Raw genomic sequence first — 21,829 nt, forward strand, 5'->3', positions numbered from 1 at the left:
TCTAAGGCGGCGGGACGCGCGCCAGGATCTGCGGAGGTACGGCCAGCGGCCGAGCCAGGATCAGCCCCTCGCCCGACTGCGGAAAGATGCCGGTCAGCGCAGTGATGTTGACCTGATGGCTGACCAATACCGCAACCTCACGGGGCTCCAGCCCGGCCAAGACTTCGCGCAGCTCAACGGTCTGCCGTCCCTCGCTGGCCGGCGAGGCGAAGAAGGAATCCAGCGCAGGCAGCGGCTCGACCGGGCCGAGCGCCATCTGCTCGGCCGTCTCCAGGGCGCGGCACCAGCGGCTGCTCAAAAGCCGTACCGCGGCCAGGCCTCTATCGCGCAACAGCGCGCCCCAGCGTTGGGCCTGGGCTCGGCCGCGCTCATCGAGATTACGCTGGGTGCTGCAGTCGGAGAGTCTGAAGCCGGGCGGATCGCCCAGCCCTGGCGCATTGGCGTGGCGCAGGATCAGCAGCGCACGGCCTTCGCGTAATGCCTGCCAGGCTTCGTCATCGTCCGCCTCTGCCGGGACAGAGACGAGCAGCAGCACAGCGAACAGCAAGCCACTGCCACGCATGCTTCACAGCCGCGCTTTGCCGAACGGCCCGGCCGCCGCGGCCCACATGATCAGGCCGACCACCGGCAGCAATACGATCACCAGCGACCAGATGACCTTGCGGCCAGTCTCGATGGGGCTGCGCCAGACATGCGCGATGGCGAGCACATCCAGCACCAGCACCACCAGGGCCAGCGGAGCGCTCAGGCTTTCCATTAGCGCTTACCGATACGGTCCGCGTGCATCGGGGCGATTGCCGCGCGGGCCCATGATTCCCCAGATGATCAGGCCGAGCACCGGCAGGATGATGATCAGCAGAACCCAGAGCACTTTCTTGCCAGTGGTGCTGTCGCTGCGAACGATGCTGATGATTGCCCAGATATCCAGTATCAGGATGAGCAGGCCGAAAATACCGCCGAATGCATCTCCCATGGGTACGCTCCTGTTTGGGTGAGTACCTAATTTAGGATGCCAGCGCGGCGGCAGGGTTCAGTTAGCGTGCCAGAGCGGCTCAGCAGCGCGTCGGATCGACCGGGCAAAGCTGCTGACGGTCATGTCTGCGCCTGCACCGGTGTCGATGGCCATGGTCGACGTATCAGTCATCCAGTCGAGGGAACTGGTCGGCGATGCGTTCGCCAGTAAACTCGGCAACCCAGCCGTCCGGATTGCCGAACAGGCGAATGGCGACGAAGTGCGGCTCTTCGCCCATGTCGAACCAGTGGCGCGTGCCGCCGGGTACGGTGATCAGGTCGTTCTTCTCGCACAGCACGGAGTAGACCATGTCGTCGATATGCAGACTGAACAGTGCGCGCCCGGCGACGAAGAAGCGCACCTCGTCCTCGGCATGGCGATGCTCATCGAGGAACTTCGCGCGCAGTTCTTCCTTCTGCGGGTGGTCGCGGGTCACGCTGATGACATCGACGGCGAGATAGCCGCGTTCGGTCATCAGTCGGTCGATCTGGGGCCGGTAGGCGGCGATCACCTCTTCCTGGCTGGCGCCAGCAGCAACCGGCGCGCCGGCTTCCCAGCGCTCCAGCTGTACGCCAACCTGGGCCAGCGTCGGGGCGATGTCTTCGAGGTGGGTCAGCACCTTGAGCGGCTGGTCGGGGCGGGATTCGTGATAGACGCTGAGGACACTCATGTTCGGCTCTCCGAAAGGGTCGTCTGACCGGTTACCCGGGCAGCTGAATTCATCTGTTGTGCAGAGCGCGCATTTTCAGTTGGCAGTCGAAAAATTCGAATGCGACAGTCATGCCCGGTCCTCCTGCAAACGCGAAGCAATGATAACGGCTGCGGCCAGCGCCGCCAGACTGGCGATGGCGAACGACCAGCCCGGCCCGAGGCCGGACCAGGCGTAGCCCGCGTAGAGCGCACCCAGCGCTCCACCGATGCCGGACAGGCTGGCATACAGCGCCTGGCCCTGGCCCTGCTGGCGATGACCGAAACTGCGCTGGACGAAGTGAATGGCGGCGGCGTGGAAACTGCCGAAGGTCGCCGCGTGCATCAGCTGCGCGATCAGCAGCACGGCCAGGTGCTCGGCGAACTGCCCGAGCAACACCCAGCGCAAGGCAGCGATCAGGAAGCTGGCCAGCAGCACCTGACGCAGCGTGAAGCGCTCGAGCAGGCGCGCCATGACCAGGAACAGCAGGATTTCCGCGACCACGCCCAGCGCCCACATCAGCCCGATAAAGCTGCGGCTGTAGCCCAGTGCTTCCAAGTGGATGCTGAAAAAGGTGTAGTACGGCCCATGGGCCAGTTGCATCAACGCCACGCAGCCGTAGAAGGCCAGTACCCCGGGACGGCGCAGTTGAGCGAGAAACCCGCCCTGCCCGTCCGACTCGGCGCGCTGGCGCGGCTGCGCGTTCGGGACCCAGACACTGCTCAGCACGATGCCCAGCATCACCGCAGCGACAGCGGTCGGATACAGGTCCAGACTCAACCGCTGGAACAGCAGCCCAAGCCCCACCACCGCCAGGATGAAGCCGATGCTGCCCCACAACCGTACCTGGCTGTAGCGCTCGGGTTGCTCGTGCAGATGCGCCAGGGTGATGACTTCGAACTGCGGCAGCACCGCGTGCCAGAAGAACGCATGCAGGGCCATTACCAGCGCCAGCCAGGCGAAGCTCTTGTCGAAGAAGATCAGGCCGAAGGACAGCAGCGTGCACAGGGCGCCGAGGCGGACGATCTCCAGCCGGCGGCCGCTGACGTCGCCCAGCCAGCCCCAGAGATTCGGCGCCACGCAACGCATCAGCATGAGAATGGCGATCAGCTCGCCGATCCGCTCCGGCGAGAAACCCAGATGATCGAAGTACAGCCCGAGGAACGGCGCCGTGGAGCCGAGCAGGCCAAAGTAGAAGAAGTAGAAACCGGACAGACGCCAGTACGGCAGAGCAGCGGCCATAGGCTACAAGCTACCGACTGCGGACAACGGCCGCCTTATGCTGCCGCCGTCGGTCTGCCGTCTACGGCCCGGATTCACAGTTGCGGCAGCACCGGGGTGAGCACTTGCACATCGGCGTTCTGCCCACGGTGGCGCAGCAGGTGATCGAGCAGAACGATGGCCATCATGGCCTCGGCGATCGGCGTGGCACGAATGCCGACGCAGGGGTCATGACGACCCTTGGTGATGACCTCGACCGGCGCGCCATTCACATCGATCGACTGCCCTGGCGTGGTGATGCTGGACGTCGGCTTGAGCGCCAGATGGGCGACGATCGGCTGACCCGAGGAAATGCCCCCGAGGATGCCGCCGGCATTGTTGGACAGAAAGCCCTGCGGGGTCAGCTCGTCGCGATGCTCGGTGCCACGCTGGGCCACCGAGGCGAAACCGGCGCCGATTTCCACGCCCTTGACCGCGTTGATGCTCATCAGCGCGTGGGCTAGTTCCGCATCCAGGCGGTCGAAGATCGGCTCGCCGAGGCCCGGCGGCACGCCCTCGGCGACCACGGTGATCTTCGCGCCCACCGAATCCTGATCGCGACGCAGCTGGTCCATGTAGGCCTCCAGCTCCGGCACCTTGTCCGGGTCGGGGCTGAAGAAGGCGTTCTGCTCGACGCTGTCCCAGGTCTTGAACGGGATTTCGATCGGCCCGAGCTGGCTCATGTAGCCACGCACCTGAATGCCCAGCGTCGCCAGGTACTTCTTGGCGATGGCACCGGCGGCGACACGCATGGCGGTCTCGCGCGCCGAGGAGCGGCCACCGCCGCGGTAGTCGCGCAGGCCGTACTTGTGGTGATAGGTGTAATCGGCATGGGCCGGGCGGAACTGGTCCTTGATCGCCGAGTAGTCCTTGGACTTCTGGTCGGTGTTGCGGATCAGCAGGCCGATCGGGCAACCGGTGGTCCTGCCTTCGAACACACCGGAAAGGATTTCCACCTCGTCGGCCTCCTGGCGCTGCGTGGTGTGCCGGCTGGTACCCGGCTTGCGGCGGTCGAGGTCGCGCTGCAGGTCTTCCAGCGACAGCTCCAGCCCGGGCGGGCAACCGTCGACGATGGCCACCAGCGCAAAACCATGGCTTTCGCCGGCAGTGGTGACGGTGAACAGCTTGCCGTAGGTATTGCCGGACATGCAGGACGCTCCGCGATCGACCGAAAAACAGGGGCCGGAAGTATACCTGAGGCCGCTACGGTGTCATCGCTCCCGTTGCCGGCACATACTGACCTTTGCGTCGATTACCGCGTCCAACCTGCTCCGTGAGCAACGAAATCCTTCCATGCGTGCCCTGCTGATACTGCTGCTACTGACCATGTCCCCTTCTTTCCTGCAGGCGCAGACCCTGCTCAACCAGACCCTGAACCTGGATACCGGCAGCGGCGTGCTGCAGGGCAGTCTGTTGCTGCCCAAGAGCGACCAGCCAGTACCGGTAGCGCTGCTGATCGCAGGCTCCGGCCCGACCGACCGCGACGGCAACAACCCGGCCGGGCGCAACGACAGCCTCAAACGCCTGGCCCAAGGCCTGGCCAAGCTGGGCGTGGCCAGTCTGCGTTACGACAAGCGCGGCGTCGGCGCCAGCCTGGCGGCCGCAGCGGACGAGCGCGAGCTGAGCGTCGAGGGCTATGTCAGCGATGCGCTGGCCTGGAGCGCGAAGCTCAAGGGCGATCCCCGTTTCGGCCAGTTGATCCTGATCGGCCACAGCGAAGGCGCGCTGATCGCCAGTCTCGCCGCGCCGAAGTCGGGCGCCGCGGCGCTGATCAGCCTCGCCGGCAGCGGCCGGCCGATCGACGAGGTGCTGCGCGAGCAACTGCAGGGCCGCCTACCACCAACACTGCTCGCCACCAGCCATTACCTGATCGACGAGCTCAAGGCCGGCCGAACCCACGCCGAAGTGCCGGAGCCGTTGCAGGTGCTGTTCCGTCCCAGCGTGCAGCCGTACCTGATTTCGCTGTTCGCCTACGACCCGGCCGAGGTCTTCGCGGCCGTCGAGACACCCGCGCTGATCATCCAGGGCCGCCACGACATCCAGGTCGGCATCGAGGACGCCGAAGCCCTGCAGCGTGCCAAGCCCGACGCCGAACTGGCGCTGATCGATGGCATGAACCATGTGCTGCGCATCGTGCCGGCGGATGCGCAACAGCTGGCCTCCTATGACGACCCCGATCTGCCGCTCGCCTGGGGCTTGCAGGAACGTATCCGGCACTTCCTAGAGGCCAATGGCATGCTGCCAGCCTCCAGTTAGGCGCCGCGCCGCCGATAGCCCCGTGACGATGGCCGAGACCAGTTCTGAACGAGCCGCCGCGCAGGCCCAGGAACGCGCAGATGACCGACACCGATATCACCCAGAGCACAGAGAAAGAGCCACCGGCGCCGCCGAAGCATCCGTGGGCCGAACTTCGCCCCGATCGTTTCCGTCTGCTGCGCCTGGCGCCGCTGCCCACCGAACGCGACGGCGGCGCGCGGCCACTGCGCTTCGTCGAGCTGGCGCAGCTGGAACGCCACACGCCCGAGCAGAGCCTGCTGCGGATGTTCGTCAACATCCCGGGGCAGGCGCGCTCGCGCAAGTACAACGTGCTGGAGGTATGGGCCGACCATCGCAGCAAGGAACTGCGCTTCGGCCCGGACAGCGGCTTGCATCTGGAACCCGCCAATCGCGGCCTCGGCCGTTTCCTGCTGGCACAAGGCGCGGCCTGGGCGCAGAAGCGTTGGGGACATTATCTGGTCGAGGGCGGATCGCTGCCCAAGGATGTGACGAGCGACGACCAGCGCCTGCGGCGTGACCACTGCCTGCGCACCCAGGGGTTCGATGTGGACTACCCAAAGGACCAGGCGGGCAAGGCGACCTACGGCGCGCCGCGCGCCAGCAGCCTGAGGCCGGACTGGAACAGCGAGAAGGTCCAGATTGTGGAGCTGCAGGATGCGGCGGCGATGCTGGAACAGGCCGACCGCAACCTGCAGGCGCAGGAAAACCAGATCCGCGACCTGCAGGAGCGTATCGCCCGCTTCCGCCGCGAGGACGGTGCGCTGCGATTCACCATTGTTTGCCTGATTGCGCTGGCGCTGTTCCAGGCCGGCCTGCTGATCTGGATGGCGACCCGCTAGCCGCTTACCACCAGTGCTCGACCTGCACGCCGAAGTTCGAACCGTGGCGAGCGTTGCCGAACGCACCGGTATCCGACAGCGCCAAGCCTTCGGCCATCACGTTGGCCGCCCGTTGCGCCGCGTCGTTCCAGCTGGCGTAGGTGTAGTACAGGCGAAACTCCGGCCGCGCCCAGAAGCCAGGACCGGCGGGTGACCAGGTCGGCGCGATGGTGAACTTGCTGAGCTTGCGCGTGCCGTCGGTGGCATCGATCTGGTCGTGACCCACCTCGGCGACGAGCTTGAACTGCTCGCTGAACGCATAGACCGGACGCGCGCCCACCGACCACCAGTCCTGGTCGCCGCCGTCGTCGCGCTTGTCTTTCTGGTAGACCCCCTGGAACTGGCCGCCGAAGCGCGGCGTCAGCTGCCAGTCGAAATACTCCACCACTCGCCAGCTCTTGGCGCTGTTGTCCAGGGTGACGTCGCCGGTATAACCGAGGCCGGTGCCCGGACCCTCGCCATACTGCAGCGCCAGGGTGTTCTTGCCGCCGAGGAAGTCGGATTGCACATGCTGCACCGTCACGGCCCAACCGCTGTTGGCATCGTCACGGCTGGGCTTGTCGAGGTAGCTCAGGCCGAACTCCAGCTCACCTCCCGGGTTGCTGTCGAAGCCGCCAACGTTGAAGTCGTGGCGGGTGACGTAGTCCTTCTGGAACACGCTGTCCTTGCGCGAGAAGGCATAGCTGTACTTCAGCCCGCCAATCTCCATGTCCTCCACGCCGGCACCGGTGGCGCTCTGGTTCCAGTAGTAGAAGTCGGAGATATGGATGTCGTTGCGCTTGTAGAAGCGCCGCCCGGCCCACAGCGAGCCGTTGTACAACGCCGGCACCTTGCTCCACTCGGCATAGGCCTGCACCATCCGCGCCCAGCCGTGATCGCCGGTGAACTCAGGGGTGTGGTTGTACTGGTTGTAGAGCGCCGCCATGCCTTCCAGGCTCAGTACCGAGCCGTCGGCGAAGGTGTAGAGGTCCTGACGCAGATCGAGCTCGGCGTACTGCTCGCACTCGTTACCCAGGCGGTACTTGGTCGGCGCGCCGGGCAACTGGAAGCAGGACTGCGAATCGCTGTTGACCGATTCGCCGACCCCGCTGCGCATGTAGCCGGTGAACTCCAGTGCATGGGCGCCCACAGGCAGCGTCAGACCCGCAATGGCGCTGGCAACGCTCAGGGCTGTTAGTGTTTTTTTCATATCCACTCCGCTTTTGTTGTTATTGATCGGTGGATCGAGCCCGTTCGGCTCCGTTGGTTCCTGTCTCCGTTATCCCCAGCCTGCTGGCAAGGCAGGCCGGTACCTCACTGCACCGGCCCCGCTCCGTTGGAAACCAGCCGGGTGACCTTGCTTTCGCGCGTGGCTGCAGGCTGCGCCAGGCCCAGCCGTTCGCCGCTCTGGGCGTCGAACAGCAGGACCTTGCGCGGATCGAACTGCAGGTTGAGCGTCTCCCCCACCCGCGGCGCCTGATCCGGCGCCAGCCGGCAGCAGGCCTTGACTTGATTGAGCGCGAAGACGACCAGCGTATCGGGGCCGGTCGGCTCCACCACTTCGATATCCACCAGCAGCGAAAGGTCCGCCGCAGAGCCATTCGACAGGCCGATCTGTTCGGGGCGAATGCCCAGAATGAGCTCCCGGTCACGCAGACCTTCGTCACTGGTGATCGGCAGCGGCAGCTCGCAACTGCCCTGCTCGCTGTTGAGCACGCCCACCCAGCGGCCGTCACGCTGACGAATGCGCAGCGGCACGAAGTTCATCGGCGGCGAGCCGATGAAGCTCGCGACGAACAGGTTGGCCGGGTTGTTGTAGATCTCGTGGGGGGTACCGAACTGCTGGATCACACCGTCCTTCATCACCGCGACCTTGTCGCCGAGGGTCATTGCCTCGATCTGGTCATGGGTGACATACACCGTGGTGGTTTTCAGCCGTTGGTGCATCAGCTTGATCTCTGTGCGCATCTCCACCCGCAGCTTGGCGTCGAGGTTCGACAACGGCTCGTCGAACAGATAGATCTTCGGCCGCCGCGCCAGCGCCCGACCCATGGCCACGCGCTGCTGCTGACCGCCGGACAGTTGCGACGGCTTGCGTTCCAGCAGCGGTTCGATCTGCAGCAGCTTGGCGACCCGTGCCACCTCCTCCTCGATCTTCGCCGCCGGCACCTTGCGCATCTTCAGGCCGAAGGCGATGTTGTCGCGCACGCTCATGGTCGGATAGAGCGCATAGGACTGGAACACCATGGCAATGTCCCGATCCTTCGGGCTGGCCTGACTGATGTCCTCGCCGTCGACGAGGATCTCGCCGCCGGTGATATTCTCCAGCCCGGCGATGCAGTTCATCAGGGTGGATTTACCGCAGCCGGAGGGGCCGACGAGAATCAGGAACTCACCGGCGTCGATCTTCAGCGCGATGTCCTTGAGCGTTGCGATCTGGCTGTTGCCATAATTCTTTTGAACGTTGCGCAGTTCCAGGGAAGCCATCGTTGTTCTCCTCAACCCTTGACGGCGCCGGCAGTGAGCCCGCGCAGGAAGTACTTGCCGGCGATCACGTAAACCACCAGCGTGGGCAGGCCGGCAATCATCGCGGCGGCCATGTCGACGTTGTATTGCTTGGCGCCGGTGCTGGTATTGACCAGGTTGTTCAGCGCCACGGTGACCGGCTGGGTATCGCCGCTGGCGAACACCACGCCGAAGAGGAAGTCGTTCCAGATCTGGGTGAACTGCCAGATCAGGCAGACCATGATGATCGGTACCGACATCGGCAGCAGGATGCGCCCGAAGATGGTGAAGAAACCGGCGCCATCCAGCCGCGCCGCCCGCACCAGCGCTTCCGGCACGCTGACATAGAAGTTGCGGAAGAACAGTGTGGTGAAAGCCAGGCCGTATACCACGTGCACCAGCACCAGACCGGTGGTGGTATTGGCCAGGCCCAGCTTGCCGAGGGTGAAGGACGCCGGCAGCAGGATCACCTGGAACGGCAGGAAGCAGCCGAACAACAGCAGACCGAAGAACAGCTGCGAGCCGCGGAAGCGCCACATCGACAGCACGTAGCCATTGATGGCGCCCAGCGCGGTGGAGATCAGCACCGCCGGGATGACGATCTTCACCGAGTTCCAGAAATAGCCACCAACGGCATCCCAGGCTGTCAGCCAGCCCACGGCCGTGAACGCCTCCGGCCAGCTCAGCAGGTTGCCGGTGCGGATGTCTTCCGGCGTCTTGAAGCTGGTCAGCAGCATCACGATCAGCGGCACCAGATAGACGGCACAGGCCAGCAGCAGCGTGGCGTGGATGGTCAGGCGCCCGAAGGTCAGGCGCGGTTGCGCGAAGTCAGACATGGCGCTTGTTCCTCAGCTCGGAATACAGGTACGGCACGATGATTGCCATCACCGCGCCGAGCATCAGCATGGCGCTCGCAGCCCCCAGCCCCATCTGGCCACGGGTGAAGGTGTGCGTGTACATGAACATCGCTGGCAGGTCGCTGGAATAGCCGGGGCCGCCAGCGGTCATCGCCGCCACCAGGTCGAAGCTCTTGATCGCAATGTGGGCAAGAATCATCAGCGCACTGAAGAACACCGGGCGCAGGCTCGGCAATACGATGCGCAGGTAGATGGTCGGCAGGCTCGCACCGTCCACCTGGGCAGCGCGGATGATCGATTGATCGACGCTGCGCAGACCGGCCAGGAACAGCGCCATGACGAAGCCCGAGGCCTGCCATACGGCAGCGATCACCAGGCAGTAGATGACCCGGTCCGGATCGACCAGCCAGTCGAAGCGAAAGCCTTCCCAGCCCCAGTCGCGCAGCAGCTTGTCCAGACCCAGGCCGGGATTGAGCAGCCATTGCCAGGCGGTACCGGTGACGATCATCGACAGTGCCATGGGGTACAGGTAGATGGTGCGGATCAGCCCCTCGCGGCGGATGCGCTGGTCCAGCAGCACGGCGAGCACCACGCCAATGAACAGGCTGATGGCGATGAACAGGCCGCCGAATACCAGCAGGTTCTGGCTCGCGACCCACCAGCGATCGTTGTCCCACAGCCGCTCGTACTGTTGCAGACCGGCCCACTTGTAGCTGGGCATGAAGCGTGAGTTGGTGAACGAGAGCAGGAAGGTCCAGCCGATGTAGGCATAGAAGCCGACCAGCACGATCAGCATGCTCGGCGCCAGCACCAGCTTCGGCAGCCAGCGCTGCAGGGCGTCGAGCGGCGAGACCTTGGCGGGCCTGGCTTGAAGCGCGATGGAGCTCATGGGTGTGATCCCTCATGGAAATCCGGGATGTCGTCGCCCGCGGCACGGGCCTTGGCCTGTACCGGGACAACGGTTCGGGAATCGGGCGGCCGCGGTCCGCCCTTGGCGTCACTGCACGGCCTGGATCGCCGCCGCCAGCTGCCTGGCCGCCTTTTGCGGATCGGCCTTGGGGTCGTTGAAGAAGTTGGTCACGACATCGAACACCGCGCCCTGCACGTAGCTCGAAGCGGCCATGCCGTGGGTCAGGCTGGGTTGCAGGCCGCTGCCCTGGGCCGCCGCCTTGAAGTCCTTCATCGACTGCTGGGCGCAGGCGTCGAACTCGCTCATGTCCTGATCCTGGCGAACCGGGATGGAGCCCTTGTTCTGGTTGAAGAAGGTCTGGTACTCCGGCTGCAGCACCGCGCGCGCCAGATCTTCCTGGGCCTTGCGGTTCTCATCGTCGCTCAGCTTGAACATCGCCAAGGAGTCGATGTTGTAGGTGAAGCTGCCCTGGGTGCCGGGAAACGGCAGGCACTGGTAGTCCTTGCCGGCGACCTTGTTGGCGGCGGTGAACTCGCTCTTGGCCCAGTCGCCCATGATCTGCATGCCGGCCTTGCCGTCGATGACCATGCCAGTGGCACGGTTCCACTCGCGACCGGCGGCATCGGCGTCTATGTAGTCACGCAGTTTCTTCAGCGCCGTGAACGCCTGGACCATCTTGTCGCCGGTCAGGGTGTCCTCGTCCAGCTCGACGAATGCCTTGTGGTAGTCGTCCGGCCCGAGAATGCTGAGCACGAAGCCCTCGAACACGGTGCCGTCCTGCCACGGCTGACCGCCGTGGGCGACCGGCACGAAGCCGGCGGCCTTGAGCTTCTCGGCAGCGGCAAAGAACTCCTCGAGGGTCTTCGGCGGCGTGGCACCGGCCTTCTCGAACACCTCGGGGTTGATCCACAGCCAGTTGACCCGGTGCACGTTGACCGGCACGGCCACATAGGAGCCGTCGTACTGCATGATCTTGCTGACCTGCTTGGGCAGCAGCTCGTCCCAGCGCTCGGCCTTGGCGGTGTCGTCGAGGTTGGCGAGCAGGCCGAGTTCGCCCCATTCCTGGATGTCCGGGCCCTTGATCTGTGCGGCGGACGGCGGGTTGCCGGAAACCGCGCGGGTCTTCAGTACGGTCATGGCGGCCTCGCCACCACCACCGGCGACGGCGAAATCCTTCCAGGTGTGGCCTTTCTGCTCGACCATCTTCTGCAGGGTGTCGGCGGCGCGCTTCTCGCCGCCGGAGGTCCACCAGTGCAGGACTTCGACCTCGCCGGCGTGGGCGAGCAGTGGCAGGGCAAGGGAAACGGAAAGAGCGAGACGATGGATCGCATTCATGGAGGAGTACCTTCTTGTTTTTATCCGGCAAGTCGTGGGTCGCTTGCGATGGACCGAGTCTATGCCCGGAAAAATGGACACTGGGTAACGAAGGGATGGCCGATGGTCACCAACCGGTTACAAAGGCACGCGACAGGTAACAGGCACGCCCGGCGGGCTTCAGCGCGGTAGTGTGAGGGTCACCCTCAGCCCTCCCTGCTGCAGGTTGCGCATGCTCAGCTCGCCGCCGTGGGCGTGAGCGATGTTGCGCGCGATACCCAGCCCCAGGCCGTAGCCCTGCTGCTGGCCGGAGAGCCGTACATGGGGTTCGAAAACGTGCTCCAGGCGCTGCTCCGGCACACCCGGGCCCTCGTCGTCAACGTGCAGCACCAGCGCCTCCTTGCCATCCTCGACGTGCAGGTGGGCACGCTCGCCATACTTCAGGGCGTTGTCCAGCAGGTTGCCGATGCAGCGCTTGAGTGCCAGCGGCTTGCCGGGGTAAGTCGCCAGCGCGCGTCCATCCAGGGTCACGCGGGTCTGGTCGCAGGCCTGGTAGGGCTCGACGATGTGTTCGAGCAACAGATTGGGGTCCACTGCCTCGATGTTCTCGTGGATATCGGTGTCCTTAACACACTGCAGGGCACCCTTGACCAGCAGTTCCAGCTCGTCGAGATCGCGGTTGAACTTGACTTGCTGGGCCTCGTCCTCCAGCAGTTCGACCCGCAGCCGCAGCCGTGTGATGGGCGTACGCAGGTCGTGGGAGATGGCGCTGAACAACTGGCCGCGCTCGGTCAGATAGCGGCTAATGCGCTCGCGCATGTTGTTGAAGGCGCGGCTGACCTCGACGATCTCGCTGGCACCAATCTCGGCCAGCGGACGCACTTCGCCTCCCACCGACAGCTCTCGCGCCGCCTTGGCCAGGCGCTTCAATGGCCGGCTCTGCCAGCGCACCAGCAGGCCGATGAACAGCAGCAGGAAGGCGCTGGTCAGCACGATGAACCACAGCTGCTGCACCGGCAGCCCCTCGTCTTCCAGGCTGACGTAAGGCGCGGGCATCAGCGAGGCGAGATAGAGCCACTCCTGCGGCGCGATCTGGATCTGCGTCACCAGCACCGGTGGCGCCAGCGGTTCGAAGCCCAGCGCGTAGTGGGCCCAGGAGCGCGGCAGTTCCTCGAGCTTGATGCCGCTGTTGAAGATGCGCAGATCGTCCGGGCTGACGAACTCGATGGTCAGGTCCACCGCGCCACCCAGACGCTGGCGCAGCACCTGCTCCACCTCGTGCAGCACCGCACGCTTGCGTGGCGTCTCCGGCAGGATCTTCATCTCCAGCGGCTTGTCGTTGAGCGAGACGAAGAAGCGCGTGCCGCCCATGCTGCGCAGCTGGTCGAGCACCAGCGGTCGGTAGCCCAGCGGCAGCGATCGGAAGTAGCTGACGCTCGCCCCCATCGACTGCGCCAGGCTGCGGGCGCTGGCCAGCAGCCCTTCCATCTGACTGGCGCGCAGCTGTGACAACCAGATCAGGCTCGACAGGCCCTGCGCCAGCAGCACCGCGAGCAGGGTCAGCAACAGCATGCGTCCGAGCAGTGAGCGCGGCACCAGCCGCAGGCGTCGCCGCTCAGTGCGCAGATTCATGGTGCGGCGTCACCTGGGTTGCCAACAGATAGCCGCAGCCGCGCACGGTGCGGATCAGCCGGGGCGACTTGCCGGTGTCGCGCAGGCGCTGGCGCAGACGGCTCACCGCCATGTCGACGATGCGCTCCAGCGGCATCACCTCGCGCCCGCGGGTGGCGTTGGCAATGGTGTCGCGGTCGAGGATCTGCTGCGGATGATCGAGAAACAGCTTGAGCAACGCGAAATCGGCACCGGACAGAAATACTTCCTCGCCATCGGCGTGAAACAGACGGTGGCTGATCATGTCCAGCCGCCATTCATCGAAGGCCAGCACGTCGCTGCCGCGCTCCTGGGCGAAGCTGACCCGCCGCAGCAAGGCCTTGATCCGCGCCAGCAGCTCGCGTGGGCTGAACGGCTTGCCGAGGTAATCGTCGGCGCCCAGCTCAAGACCGACCACCCGGTCGGCCTCGTCGGAACTGGCGGTGAGCATGATGATTGGCATCGAGGCCAGCCGCTCGTGCTGGCGAATCCAGCGGCAGAGGCTGAAGCCGTCCTCGTCGGACAGCATCACGTCAAGTATCACCAGATCGGCCGGTTCGGCGCACAGCGCGCTGCGAAACTGCGCGCCGTCCGGCACGCCGCGGACCTGAAAGCCCGAGCGGCTGAGATAGGTCTGCAGCAGCTCGCGGATTTCCTGATCGTCGTCGACCAGAAGGATGTTCTTACCTGCTTGGCTCACGTCACGTCCCTTTTCTTGTTGTTATCCGATCGCCCGTCGCCTTTCCCTGCCAGCCGCCTAGACGCCCTCCAGCAGCGATTGCAACGCCACGCCGGCGCCTTCCAGGCCCGGATAAGGCGCGGTCACCAGCCATACCGGCAGGCGATCGAAATAGCCACTCATTTGGCCCTTCTCGCACAGGGCATCGCAAAAGCCGCTGTGTATGAAGAACTCGGCGAAGCGCGGTACCACGCCGCCGACGATATATACCCCGCCGCGTGCACCGAGCGTCAGCACGTTGTCGCCGACGATGCGCCCCAGCCAGCGGCAGAATTGCTCCAGCACGGCGACGGCGTACGGCTCGCCAGCCAGCGCAGCCTTGGTGATCTCGGCCGGGGAGTCGTGTTCGGCCGCTCGGCCATCCAGCGCGCAACAGGCACGATAGAGCGTCAGCAATCCCGGCCCGCTGAGCACGGCTTCGGCATTCACATGGCCCTGTGCGCGGTGCAGTTGCGTCCAGATCGCCGCCTCGCGCTCGCTGCCGATCGGCAGACAGATATGCCCGCCCTCGCCCGGCAACGCGCGCCAGCCGCCGCCCACCAGCGGCAGCAGCCCGGCAACCCCCAACCCGGTGCCGGGGCCTATGACCAGACGCGGCCGGCCGGGTTCAGGCTCGCCCTCGCGGACCGTGACGCGCTCGTCATCGCGCAGCCGGGTCATACCCAGGGCCATGGCGGTGAAGTCGTTGATCAGCAGCAGATCCTTCAGACCCAGTTCGCGGCAGAACGCCTGTCGGCTCAGCTGCCAGTGGTTGTTGGTGAAGCGGAAGTGATCGCCGCTCACCGGCCCGGCACAGGCCAGGCACACCGCTTCCAGCGCATCCAGCGGCTGGCCCACTTCGTCGAGGTAGGCGCGGATTGCCAGCTCCGGACGCGCATGGTCTGCCGTGGGCAGCACGCGAATCTGCTCGATCCGCTGGTCGCGCCACAGCGCGAAACGTGCATTGGTACCACCGATGTCGCCAACCAGCGCTGTCTTCACTTGAGCGCCTCCAGACTCTCGGTGAATGCGCTGGCGCCCTGCTCCGCCGTGCTGAACGAGGCGCGCATGAAGGCGAACAACTCGCGACCACAGCCGATGCCCATGTCTTCAGGGCGAATCGCCGGCTCCCGCGCGTCCCACTCGTCCGGATCGACCAGCACCCGCAGCTCGCCGGTCTCGCCATCGACGCGGATGATGTCGCCATCGCGCACTCGCGCCAGCGGGCCACCATCCAGCGCCTCGGGGCAGACATGGATGGCCGCCGGCACCTTGCCGGAGGCGCCGGACATGCGCCCGTCGGTGACCAGCGCCACCTTGTAACCGCGGTCCTGCAGCACGCCGAGGAACGGCGTGAGTTTGTGCAGCTCCGGCATGCCGTTGGCCTTCGGCCCCTGGAAGCGCACCACGGCGACGAAATCGCGCTCCAGCTCGCCGGCCTTGAAGGCTGCTGCCAGCTCGCTCTGGTCGATGAACACCCGTGCCGGCGCCTCGACCACACGATGCTCCGGCGCCACGGCCGAGATCTTGGTCACGCCGCGTCCCAGGTTGCCTTCCAGCACACGCAGGCCGCCCTCCGGCGAGAAAGGCCGCTCTGCCGGACGCAGGATGGTTTCGTCCAGGCTCTGAGCGGGTCCATCGCGCCAGACCAGCTTGTCACCGTCGAGGAACGGCTCCTGGATATAGCGGCGCAGGCCCTTGCCGACCACCGTATGCACATCCTCATGCAGCAAGCCGGCGTCGAGCAGCGTGCGCACCATGAAGGGCACGCCGCCGCAGGCATGGAAATGGTTCACATCGGCCTGACCGTTGGGGTAGACCTTGGCCAGGGTCGGCACCACCTCGGAAAGGTCGGCCATGTCCTGCCAGGTCAGCTGGATGCCGGCGGCGCGGGCGAATGCCGGAATATGCAGGGTGTGGTTGGTCGAACCGCCGGTGGCGTTGAGCGCGACCACCGAGTTGACGATGGATTTCTCGTCGACCACCTGGCACAGCGGCGTGTAATTGCCAGCCTGATGGGTCAGGCGCGTGACCTGCTGCGCGGCTTCGCGGGTCAGCGCATCGCGCAGCGGCGTGTAAGGGTTTACGAACGAGGAGCCCGGCAGGTGCAGGCCCATGATCTCCATCACCACCTGATTGGTGTTGGCGGTGCCGTAGAAGGTGCAGGTGCCCGGGCTGTGGTAGGACTTCATTTCCGATTCCAGCAGCTCCTCGCGGCTCGCCTTGCCTTCGGCGTAGCGCTGGCGCACCGCGGCCTTTTCCTTGTTGGGGATGCCCGATGGCATGGGCCCACCCGGTACGAAGATCGTCGGCAGATGACCGAAGCGCAGCGCACCGATCATCAGCCCCGGGACGATCTTGTCGCAGATGCCGAGCATCAGCGCGGCGTCGAACATGTTGTGCGACAGCGCCACCGCGGTGCTCATGGCGATCACTTCGCGACTGGCCAGGCTCATCTCCATGCCCGCCTCGCCCTGGGTCACGCCGTCGCACATTGCCGGCACGCCGCCGGCGTGCTGGCCGACCGAGCCGATCTCGCGCAGCGCCTGGCGAATCATTTCCGGGAAGTGCTCGTAGGGCTGATGCGCCGAGAGCATGTCGTTGTACGCCGAGACGATGGCCACATTGGCCGAGTTCATCAGGCGCAAGCTCTGCTTGTCCTCGCCGGAATTGCAGCCGGCGACGCCGTGGGCGAAGTTGGCGCACTGCAGCTTGCCCCGCTGCGGCCCCTCGCTGGCGGCGGCGGCCATCATCGCCAGGTAACGCTCACGCGTCTTGCGGCTGCGCTCGACCAGGCGCTCGGTGACTTCCAGAACTCGCGGGTGCATGCCTCTCTCCTGCTGCGAAATTTTGTTCTTCGACAACCATAAACCATCCGGAGTCGGTTGGCGTTCGGACCGGACGCAAGGCCAATGGTTGCGCGCGCAGCCTAGCAACATGAGCGTTTCGCCGGCAGCGAGCGCTCGACGGGCTCGAGACGGCCGTTATCCGGGTGTCACACGGAACCGCGGCTATGGCGCCGGTGGTTCCTCGTCCGGGTCGATGTACGCCGCTTGCGCTTCGAGCAAGTCGTCGAAGTCGGTCTTGAGCCCCTGCTCCATGCCATCGAGTTCCGCCAGCAGGCTGCGGAAACTGGTCTGCTCGCGCACAGGCGCCTGCGGCTCGTCCAGGGCCTCGTCGGCGCGGGCCTGCAGCGCGACTGGCACCGCGGCATCCTCGTCGTCCAGCACCGGGCGCAGCTCCGGTTCCATCTCGCGCAATACGGCGAGTGGCGGAAGTTCATCGAGGTTCTTCAGGTTGAAGTGGTCGAGAAACTGGCGGGTGGTGGCGAACATTGCCGGCCGACCCGGCACGTCACGATGACCGACCACGCGAATCCACTCGCGCTCCTGCAACGTCTTGACGATCTGGCTGTTGACCGCAACGCCGCGAATGTCCTCGATCTCGCCGCGGGTGATGGGCTGGCGGTAGGCGATCAGCGCCAGGGTTTCCAGCAATGCACGGGAGTAGCGCTGCGGCCGCTCTTCCCAAAGCCGGCCGACCCATGACGAGAAACGCTGGCGCACCTGCAGACGATAACCACTGGCCACCTCCTTGAGTTCGAAGGCGTGCCCCTTGCAGGACTTGTCCAGGACTTCGAGGGCCTTCTTCAGCTGCGCCGACGAGGGTCGTTCATGCTCCTCGAACAGCTCGCCGAGGCGCTCCAGGGAGAGCGGCTTGCCGGACGCGAGCAGAAAGGCTTCGAGCAGCGAAGCGAGATCCTTGGGATCGGACAGGTCCACGGTTGACTCCTGCAAATATCTATTCGGTTCGACTGCGCACATGGATGGGCGCGAAGGGCTCGTTCTGCACCAGCTCGACCAGCGATTCCTTGATCAGCTCGAGCACGGCCATGAAGGTCACCACCACACCGAGGCGCCCTTCCTCCACATGGAACAGCGCGACGAACGGGACGAAACCGCCTCCCTTCAGACGCTCGAGCACCTCGCTCATGCGCTCACGAGTCGACAGCGCCTCGCGGGTCACCTGGTGGCTCTCGAACATGTCGGCACGGCGCAGCACCTCGGCCATGGATACCAGCAGTTCCTCCAGGCTGACATCCGGCAGCAGCTTGCGCGCGCGGGCATCCGGGGCGTCGAGGCGTGGCACCTGCAGGTCGCGGCCGACCCGTGGCAGCTCGTCCAGATCCTCGGCGGCGGCCTTGAAGCGCTCGTATTCCTGCAGCCGGCGGATCAGCTCGGCGCGCGGGTCCTCCTCCTCTTCGGCGGCTTCGGCCGAGCGCGGCAACAACATGCGCGACTTGATCTCGGCGAGCATGGCGGCCATCACCAGGTACTCGGCGGCCAGTTCCAGGCGCACCGACTTCATCAGCTCGACGTAACCCATGTACTGGCGGGTGATTTCCGCCACCGGGATGTCGAGGATGTCGATGTTCTGCTTGCGGATCAGATAGAGCAGCAGGTCAAGCGGGCCTTCGAAGGCTTCGAGAAAGACTTCCAGCGCATCCGGCGGGATATACAGGTCCAGCGGCAGCTCGGTTACCGCCTCGCCATAGACCAGCGCCAGGCGCAGCTGCTCGCCGGGCTGAGTCAGTTCGGGCCTCTGGGGTTCGGTCTGCATGATCATCCTCGAAGGCGGCGGGCGCGTGTCAGCGGTAGGTCAGGCCCATCGCCTGGCGGACTTCGATCAGCGTCTCGCGGGCTTCGTCGCGTGCGTGCTCCGCCCCCTCGGCGAGGATGCTGCGCACCAGATCCGGATTCTGCTCGTAATCCAACGCGCGTTCCTGCAGCGGCGCCAGGTCCGCCTTGATCGAATCGATCAGCGGCGCCTTGCATTCCAGACAGCCGATGCCGGCGCTGCGACAGCCCTGCTCGGCCCACTGGCACACCGCCTCCTCGGAATGCGCCTGATGCATCTGCCACACCGGGCAGCGCGTCGGCTCACCGGGATCGCTACGGTGTACGCGCGCCGGGTCGGTGGGCATGCGGCGGATTTTCTCCTCGATCTCGTTCGGCGTGTCGCGCAGATAGATCGCATTGCTGTTGGATTTGGCCATCTTGCCGCCGTCGAGCCCGGACAGCTTCGGTGACTCGCCAAGCAATGCCTGCGGCTCCGGTAACAGCAGCTTGCCGCAGCCTTCCAGGTAGCCGAACAATCGCTCCTGGTCGCCGATGGTGATGGTCTGTTGCTCCTTGATCAGCGCACGGGCAGTGCTCAGTGCCTCGACGTCGCCCTGCTCCTGATAGCTCTTGCGCAGGCTGACGTAGAGCTTGGAGGTCTTCTTGCCGAGCTTGCGGATCGCCGCTTCGGCCTTGTCCTCGAAATCCGCCTCGCGCCCATAGAGGTGATTGAAGCGCCGCGCCACATCGCGGGCGAACTCGATATGCGGCAGCTGGTCCGCTCCCACCGGCACCAGCCCGGCACGGTAGAGCAGGATGTCGGCCGCCTGCAGCAGCGGGTAGCCGAGAAAGCCATAGGTGTCGAGGTTCTTGTCCTGCAGGCTCTGTTGCAGCTCCTTGTAGGACGGCACCCGCTCCAGCCAACCCAGCGGGCAGATCATCGACAGCAAGAGATGCAGCTCGGCGTGCTCGGGAACCTGGGACTGGATGAACAGCGTCGCCGAACTCGGACTGACCCCGGCCGCCAACCAATCCACCGCCATGTCCATCACGTTCTGCGAGATTTCGCCGGAGCATTCGTAGTCGGTGGTCAGCGCGTGCCAGTCGACGATACAGAAGAAGCACTCGTACTCGTGCTGCAGCCTGACCCAGTTCTTCAATACACCGTGGTAGTGACCGAGGTGAAGTCGGCCCGTGGGACGCATGCCGGAAACCACGCGCCGCTGTGAATCCATGGAGCTCAAAAGGGTGTCCTTGGTTAATTGGCTTGCTTGGTAAGTTCAGTTGGTCAACGTTCGCATCCGAACTTGGCTCAACCCTCTCACCGCACAGGCCGGATGTTGTACGGGCTCACTCGCCATCCAGGCTCAGGCCATGAAGGGTTCGGGATCGCCGCAGCCGACCCGCACCACCTCGGGCTGGTCATCGACCAGGCTGATTACGGTCGAGGCCTCCAGACCACCGTACCCGCCATCGATGATCAGGTCTACCTGATGCTCCAGCGCGTCGCGCATCTCGTACGGATCGCTCATTGGCAGCTCTTCGCCCGGCAGAATCAGGCTAACGCTCATCAGCGGCTCACCGAGTTCCTCCAGCAGCGCCTGGGCGATCGGCTGCGCGGGCACACGCAGGCCGATGGTGCGGCGCTTGGGATGCAGCAACATGCGCGGCACTTCGCGGGTGGCCGACAGGATGATCGTGTAGGGCCCAGGCAGATGCGCCTTGAGCAGGCGGAAGGCAGCGGTATCGACCTTGGCGAACAGGCCCAGCTGCGACAGGTCGCGACAGGCCAGGGTGAAGTTGTGCTTGTCGTCGAGCTGGCGCAGCCGGCGGATGCGCTCGATGCCGGCCTTGTTGCCCATCGAGCAGCCGATGGCATAACTGGAATCGGTGGGATACACCACCACCCCGCCCTTGCGGATGATCTCCACGGCCTGCTTGATCAGGCGTGGCTGCGGGTTGTCCGGATGGATCTGAAAGAACTGGCTCATGGGAACTCCCTGTTCAGCTGGCAGCAGGTAGGCGGCGCTCATGGTCGAAATGTCTCCAGAGTGGTGACAGATCCTCCGGCAGGTTGCGGTACAGCCCCAACTCGGACCAGTCGCCCGGCGCGTGGAAGTCGCTGCCCACGGTGGCCATCAGGCCGAACTCGCGCGCCAGGATCGACAATCCGCCGACCTGCTCCAGCGGCTGCATGCCATTGACCACCTCCAGCGCATGACCGCCGGCTTGGGCGAAATCGATCACCAACCGACGCCGCTTGCTGCGGGTGAAGTCGTATTGCCACGGGTGCGCCAGGCTGATACAGGCGCCCGCCTCGCGCAAGGTCCGAACCGTCTGCTCGAGGCTCGGCCAATGCTGCTTGACGTCGCCGAGCTTGCCCGAGCCGAGCCACTTGCGAAACGCTTCGGCACGGTCACGCACATGGCCGGCACGCACCAAGAACTCCGCAAAATGTGGGCGGGCCGGCGCGTTGCCGCTGTCACCCAGCTCCTGCTGGATCGCCCGAGCGCCTTCCAAAGCGCCCGGCATGCCCTTCGCTTCGAGCCGTTGAGCAATCTGCTCGGCCCGGCGCCAGCGCCCTTCGTGCAGCTGCGCGATCGCCTGCTGCAGTGCCGGCGCATCGGTGGTAAACCCATAGCCCAATACATGAATGGTAGCCCCGTTCCACAGGCACGAGAGCTCGATGCCATTGACCAGCTGCATACCCAGCGCCTGCGCGGCAGTCCGCGCCTCGGCGAGGCCGTCGACGGTGTCGTGGTCGGTAAGCGCCAGCAGCTGGACACCGCGCCCGTGGGCGCGCTCCACCAGCTTGGCGGGCGCCAGCACGCCATCGGAGGCGGTGCTGTGGCAATGCAGATCGACGATCATCAGGTAACGCACTCCAGTGAGGTGCTGGCACCTCGAAAAAACTGTCCGAAAACCCAGCTCGAGCAAGACAGAGCGGGCGAACGGCTGGCTAGTCTAACGCCGCGCCGGGGCTTTGGCTCGCGCCAACGGTGCCCGCCGCGGCAAACCTTCTGCTTCGACAGCCGATGGCGCTTGCCGTGCGATGCGTCGTCGGTCTCGGCAGTTTCCCGCCAGGCGCCGTTTGCTATGATGCCGCGCTGCCGGCCTGCGAACGTCAACGCCGGGCCCGGCACACGCCCGCGCTGCCCGGCG

22 protein-coding genes are annotated in these 21,829 nt (G+C 65.3%); 2 read left to right on the forward strand and 20 right to left on the reverse strand.

Going from position 1 to position 21,829, the window contains the following annotated elements; all coding sequences use genetic code 11:
- Position 1: 1 nt before the first annotated feature.
- The 6 genes from HZR81_RS05230 to aroC form a co-directional block, all read right to left on the reverse strand.
- On the reverse strand, positions 2-562 hold the full coding sequence (locus tag HZR81_RS05230) for a histidine phosphatase family protein (protein ID WP_500127497.1): 561 nt from the start codon (positions 560-562) through the stop codon (positions 2-4).
- Positions 563-565: 3 nt separating this feature from the next.
- The gene (locus HZR81_RS05235; RefSeq protein ID WP_125867825.1) at positions 566-757 is read right to left on the reverse strand and encodes a PLDc N-terminal domain-containing protein; all 192 of its coding nucleotides are present in this window, start codon (positions 755-757) and stop codon (positions 566-568) included.
- A 6-nt stretch (positions 758-763) separates the two neighbouring features.
- Positions 764-973, reverse strand: coding sequence for a PLD nuclease N-terminal domain-containing protein (locus HZR81_RS05240; RefSeq protein ID WP_063540440.1), 210 nt, complete (start codon positions 971-973; stop codon positions 764-766).
- 163 nt (positions 974-1,136) lie between these two features.
- Complete coding sequence (locus tag HZR81_RS05245) at positions 1,137-1,682, reverse strand: 1,2-dihydroxy-3-keto-5-methylthiopentene dioxygenase (RefSeq protein WP_200595256.1); 546 nt, start codon at positions 1,680-1,682, stop codon at positions 1,137-1,139.
- A gap of 108 nt (positions 1,683-1,790) precedes the next feature.
- Entirely contained in the window at positions 1,791-2,942 is a 1,152-nt protein-coding gene (locus HZR81_RS05250) for an MFS transporter (protein ID WP_500127498.1), read from the reverse strand.
- Between the two features lie 74 nt (positions 2,943-3,016).
- On the reverse strand, positions 3,017-4,108 hold the full coding sequence (gene aroC, locus HZR81_RS05255) for a chorismate synthase (RefSeq protein WP_500127499.1): 1,092 nt from the start codon (positions 4,106-4,108) through the stop codon (positions 3,017-3,019).
- Positions 4,109-4,253: 145 nt separating this feature from the next.
- Between aroC and HZR81_RS05260 the strand changes: the two genes are divergently transcribed.
- Positions 4,254-5,216: an alpha/beta hydrolase gene (locus tag HZR81_RS05260; RefSeq protein WP_500127500.1), complete on the forward strand. Its 963-nt coding sequence runs from the start codon at positions 4,254-4,256 to the stop codon at positions 5,214-5,216.
- Positions 5,217-5,296: 80 nt separating this feature from the next.
- On the forward strand, positions 5,297-6,076 hold the full coding sequence (locus tag HZR81_RS05265) for a hypothetical protein (RefSeq protein ID WP_181090623.1): 780 nt from the start codon (positions 5,297-5,299) through the stop codon (positions 6,074-6,076).
- Positions 6,077-6,080: 4 nt separating this feature from the next.
- Here the strand turns inward: HZR81_RS05265 and HZR81_RS05270 are convergent, their stop codons facing one another.
- From HZR81_RS05270 to HZR81_RS05335, 14 genes are all read right to left on the reverse strand, one after another.
- On the reverse strand, positions 6,081-7,304 hold the full coding sequence (locus tag HZR81_RS05270; protein WP_200595265.1) for a maltoporin: 1,224 nt from the start codon (positions 7,302-7,304) through the stop codon (positions 6,081-6,083).
- A 104-nt stretch (positions 7,305-7,408) separates the two neighbouring features.
- On the reverse strand, positions 7,409-8,581 hold the full coding sequence (locus HZR81_RS05275) for an ABC transporter ATP-binding protein (protein ID WP_011913552.1): 1,173 nt from the start codon (positions 8,579-8,581) through the stop codon (positions 7,409-7,411).
- Positions 8,582-8,592: 11 nt separating this feature from the next.
- A complete protein-coding gene (locus tag HZR81_RS05280) occupies positions 8,593-9,435 on the reverse strand; it encodes a carbohydrate ABC transporter permease (protein WP_200599528.1) in 843 nt (280 codons plus the stop codon).
- Complete coding sequence (locus HZR81_RS05285; protein ID WP_279642858.1) at positions 9,428-10,345, reverse strand: carbohydrate ABC transporter permease; 918 nt, start codon at positions 10,343-10,345, stop codon at positions 9,428-9,430. The genes HZR81_RS05280 and HZR81_RS05285 overlap by 8 nt, the downstream gene beginning before the upstream one ends.
- A 108-nt stretch (positions 10,346-10,453) precedes the next feature.
- Entirely contained in the window at positions 10,454-11,701 is a 1,248-nt protein-coding gene (locus HZR81_RS05290) for an ABC transporter substrate-binding protein (RefSeq protein WP_500127501.1), read from the reverse strand.
- A gap of 159 nt (positions 11,702-11,860) precedes the next feature.
- Positions 11,861-13,276 (reverse strand): ATP-binding protein, encoded by a 1,416-nt coding sequence (locus tag HZR81_RS05295; protein ID WP_500127557.1) that lies wholly within the window; start codon positions 13,274-13,276, stop codon positions 11,861-11,863.
- A gap of 19 nt (positions 13,277-13,295) precedes the next feature.
- Positions 13,296-14,030: a response regulator gene (locus tag HZR81_RS05300; RefSeq protein ID WP_500127502.1), complete on the reverse strand. Its 735-nt coding sequence runs from the start codon at positions 14,028-14,030 to the stop codon at positions 13,296-13,298.
- A gap of 57 nt (positions 14,031-14,087) precedes the next feature.
- Positions 14,088-15,050: a glucokinase gene (locus HZR81_RS05305; protein WP_500127503.1), complete on the reverse strand. Its 963-nt coding sequence runs from the start codon at positions 15,048-15,050 to the stop codon at positions 14,088-14,090.
- Positions 15,047-16,876, reverse strand: a complete 1,830-nt coding sequence (edd, locus tag HZR81_RS05310; protein WP_500127504.1) for a phosphogluconate dehydratase — start codon at positions 16,874-16,876, stop codon at positions 15,047-15,049. The genes HZR81_RS05305 and edd overlap by 4 nt, the downstream gene beginning before the upstream one ends.
- A 183-nt stretch (positions 16,877-17,059) precedes the next feature.
- Positions 17,060-17,830: an SMC-Scp complex subunit ScpB gene (gene scpB, locus HZR81_RS05315; RefSeq protein WP_500127505.1), complete on the reverse strand. Its 771-nt coding sequence runs from the start codon at positions 17,828-17,830 to the stop codon at positions 17,060-17,062.
- A gap of 19 nt (positions 17,831-17,849) precedes the next feature.
- Positions 17,850-18,668, reverse strand: a complete 819-nt coding sequence (locus HZR81_RS05320) for a segregation and condensation protein A (RefSeq protein WP_500127506.1) — start codon at positions 18,666-18,668, stop codon at positions 17,850-17,852.
- A gap of 28 nt (positions 18,669-18,696) precedes the next feature.
- Positions 18,697-19,902: a tryptophan--tRNA ligase gene (locus tag HZR81_RS05325; RefSeq protein ID WP_500127558.1), complete on the reverse strand. Its 1,206-nt coding sequence runs from the start codon at positions 19,900-19,902 to the stop codon at positions 18,697-18,699.
- Between the two features lie 132 nt (positions 19,903-20,034).
- Positions 20,035-20,658, reverse strand: a complete 624-nt coding sequence (locus HZR81_RS05330; protein ID WP_063540513.1) for an L-threonylcarbamoyladenylate synthase — start codon at positions 20,656-20,658, stop codon at positions 20,035-20,037.
- Between the two features lie 13 nt (positions 20,659-20,671).
- Entirely contained in the window at positions 20,672-21,538 is an 867-nt protein-coding gene (locus HZR81_RS05335) for a PHP domain-containing protein (RefSeq protein WP_500127507.1), read from the reverse strand.
- Positions 21,539-21,829: the final 291 nt, after the last annotated feature.

This window comes from Pseudomonas sp. LM13 (assembly GCF_041381355.1).
Taxonomy (GTDB): Bacteria; Pseudomonadota; Gammaproteobacteria; order Pseudomonadales; family Pseudomonadaceae; genus Stutzerimonas; species Stutzerimonas frequens.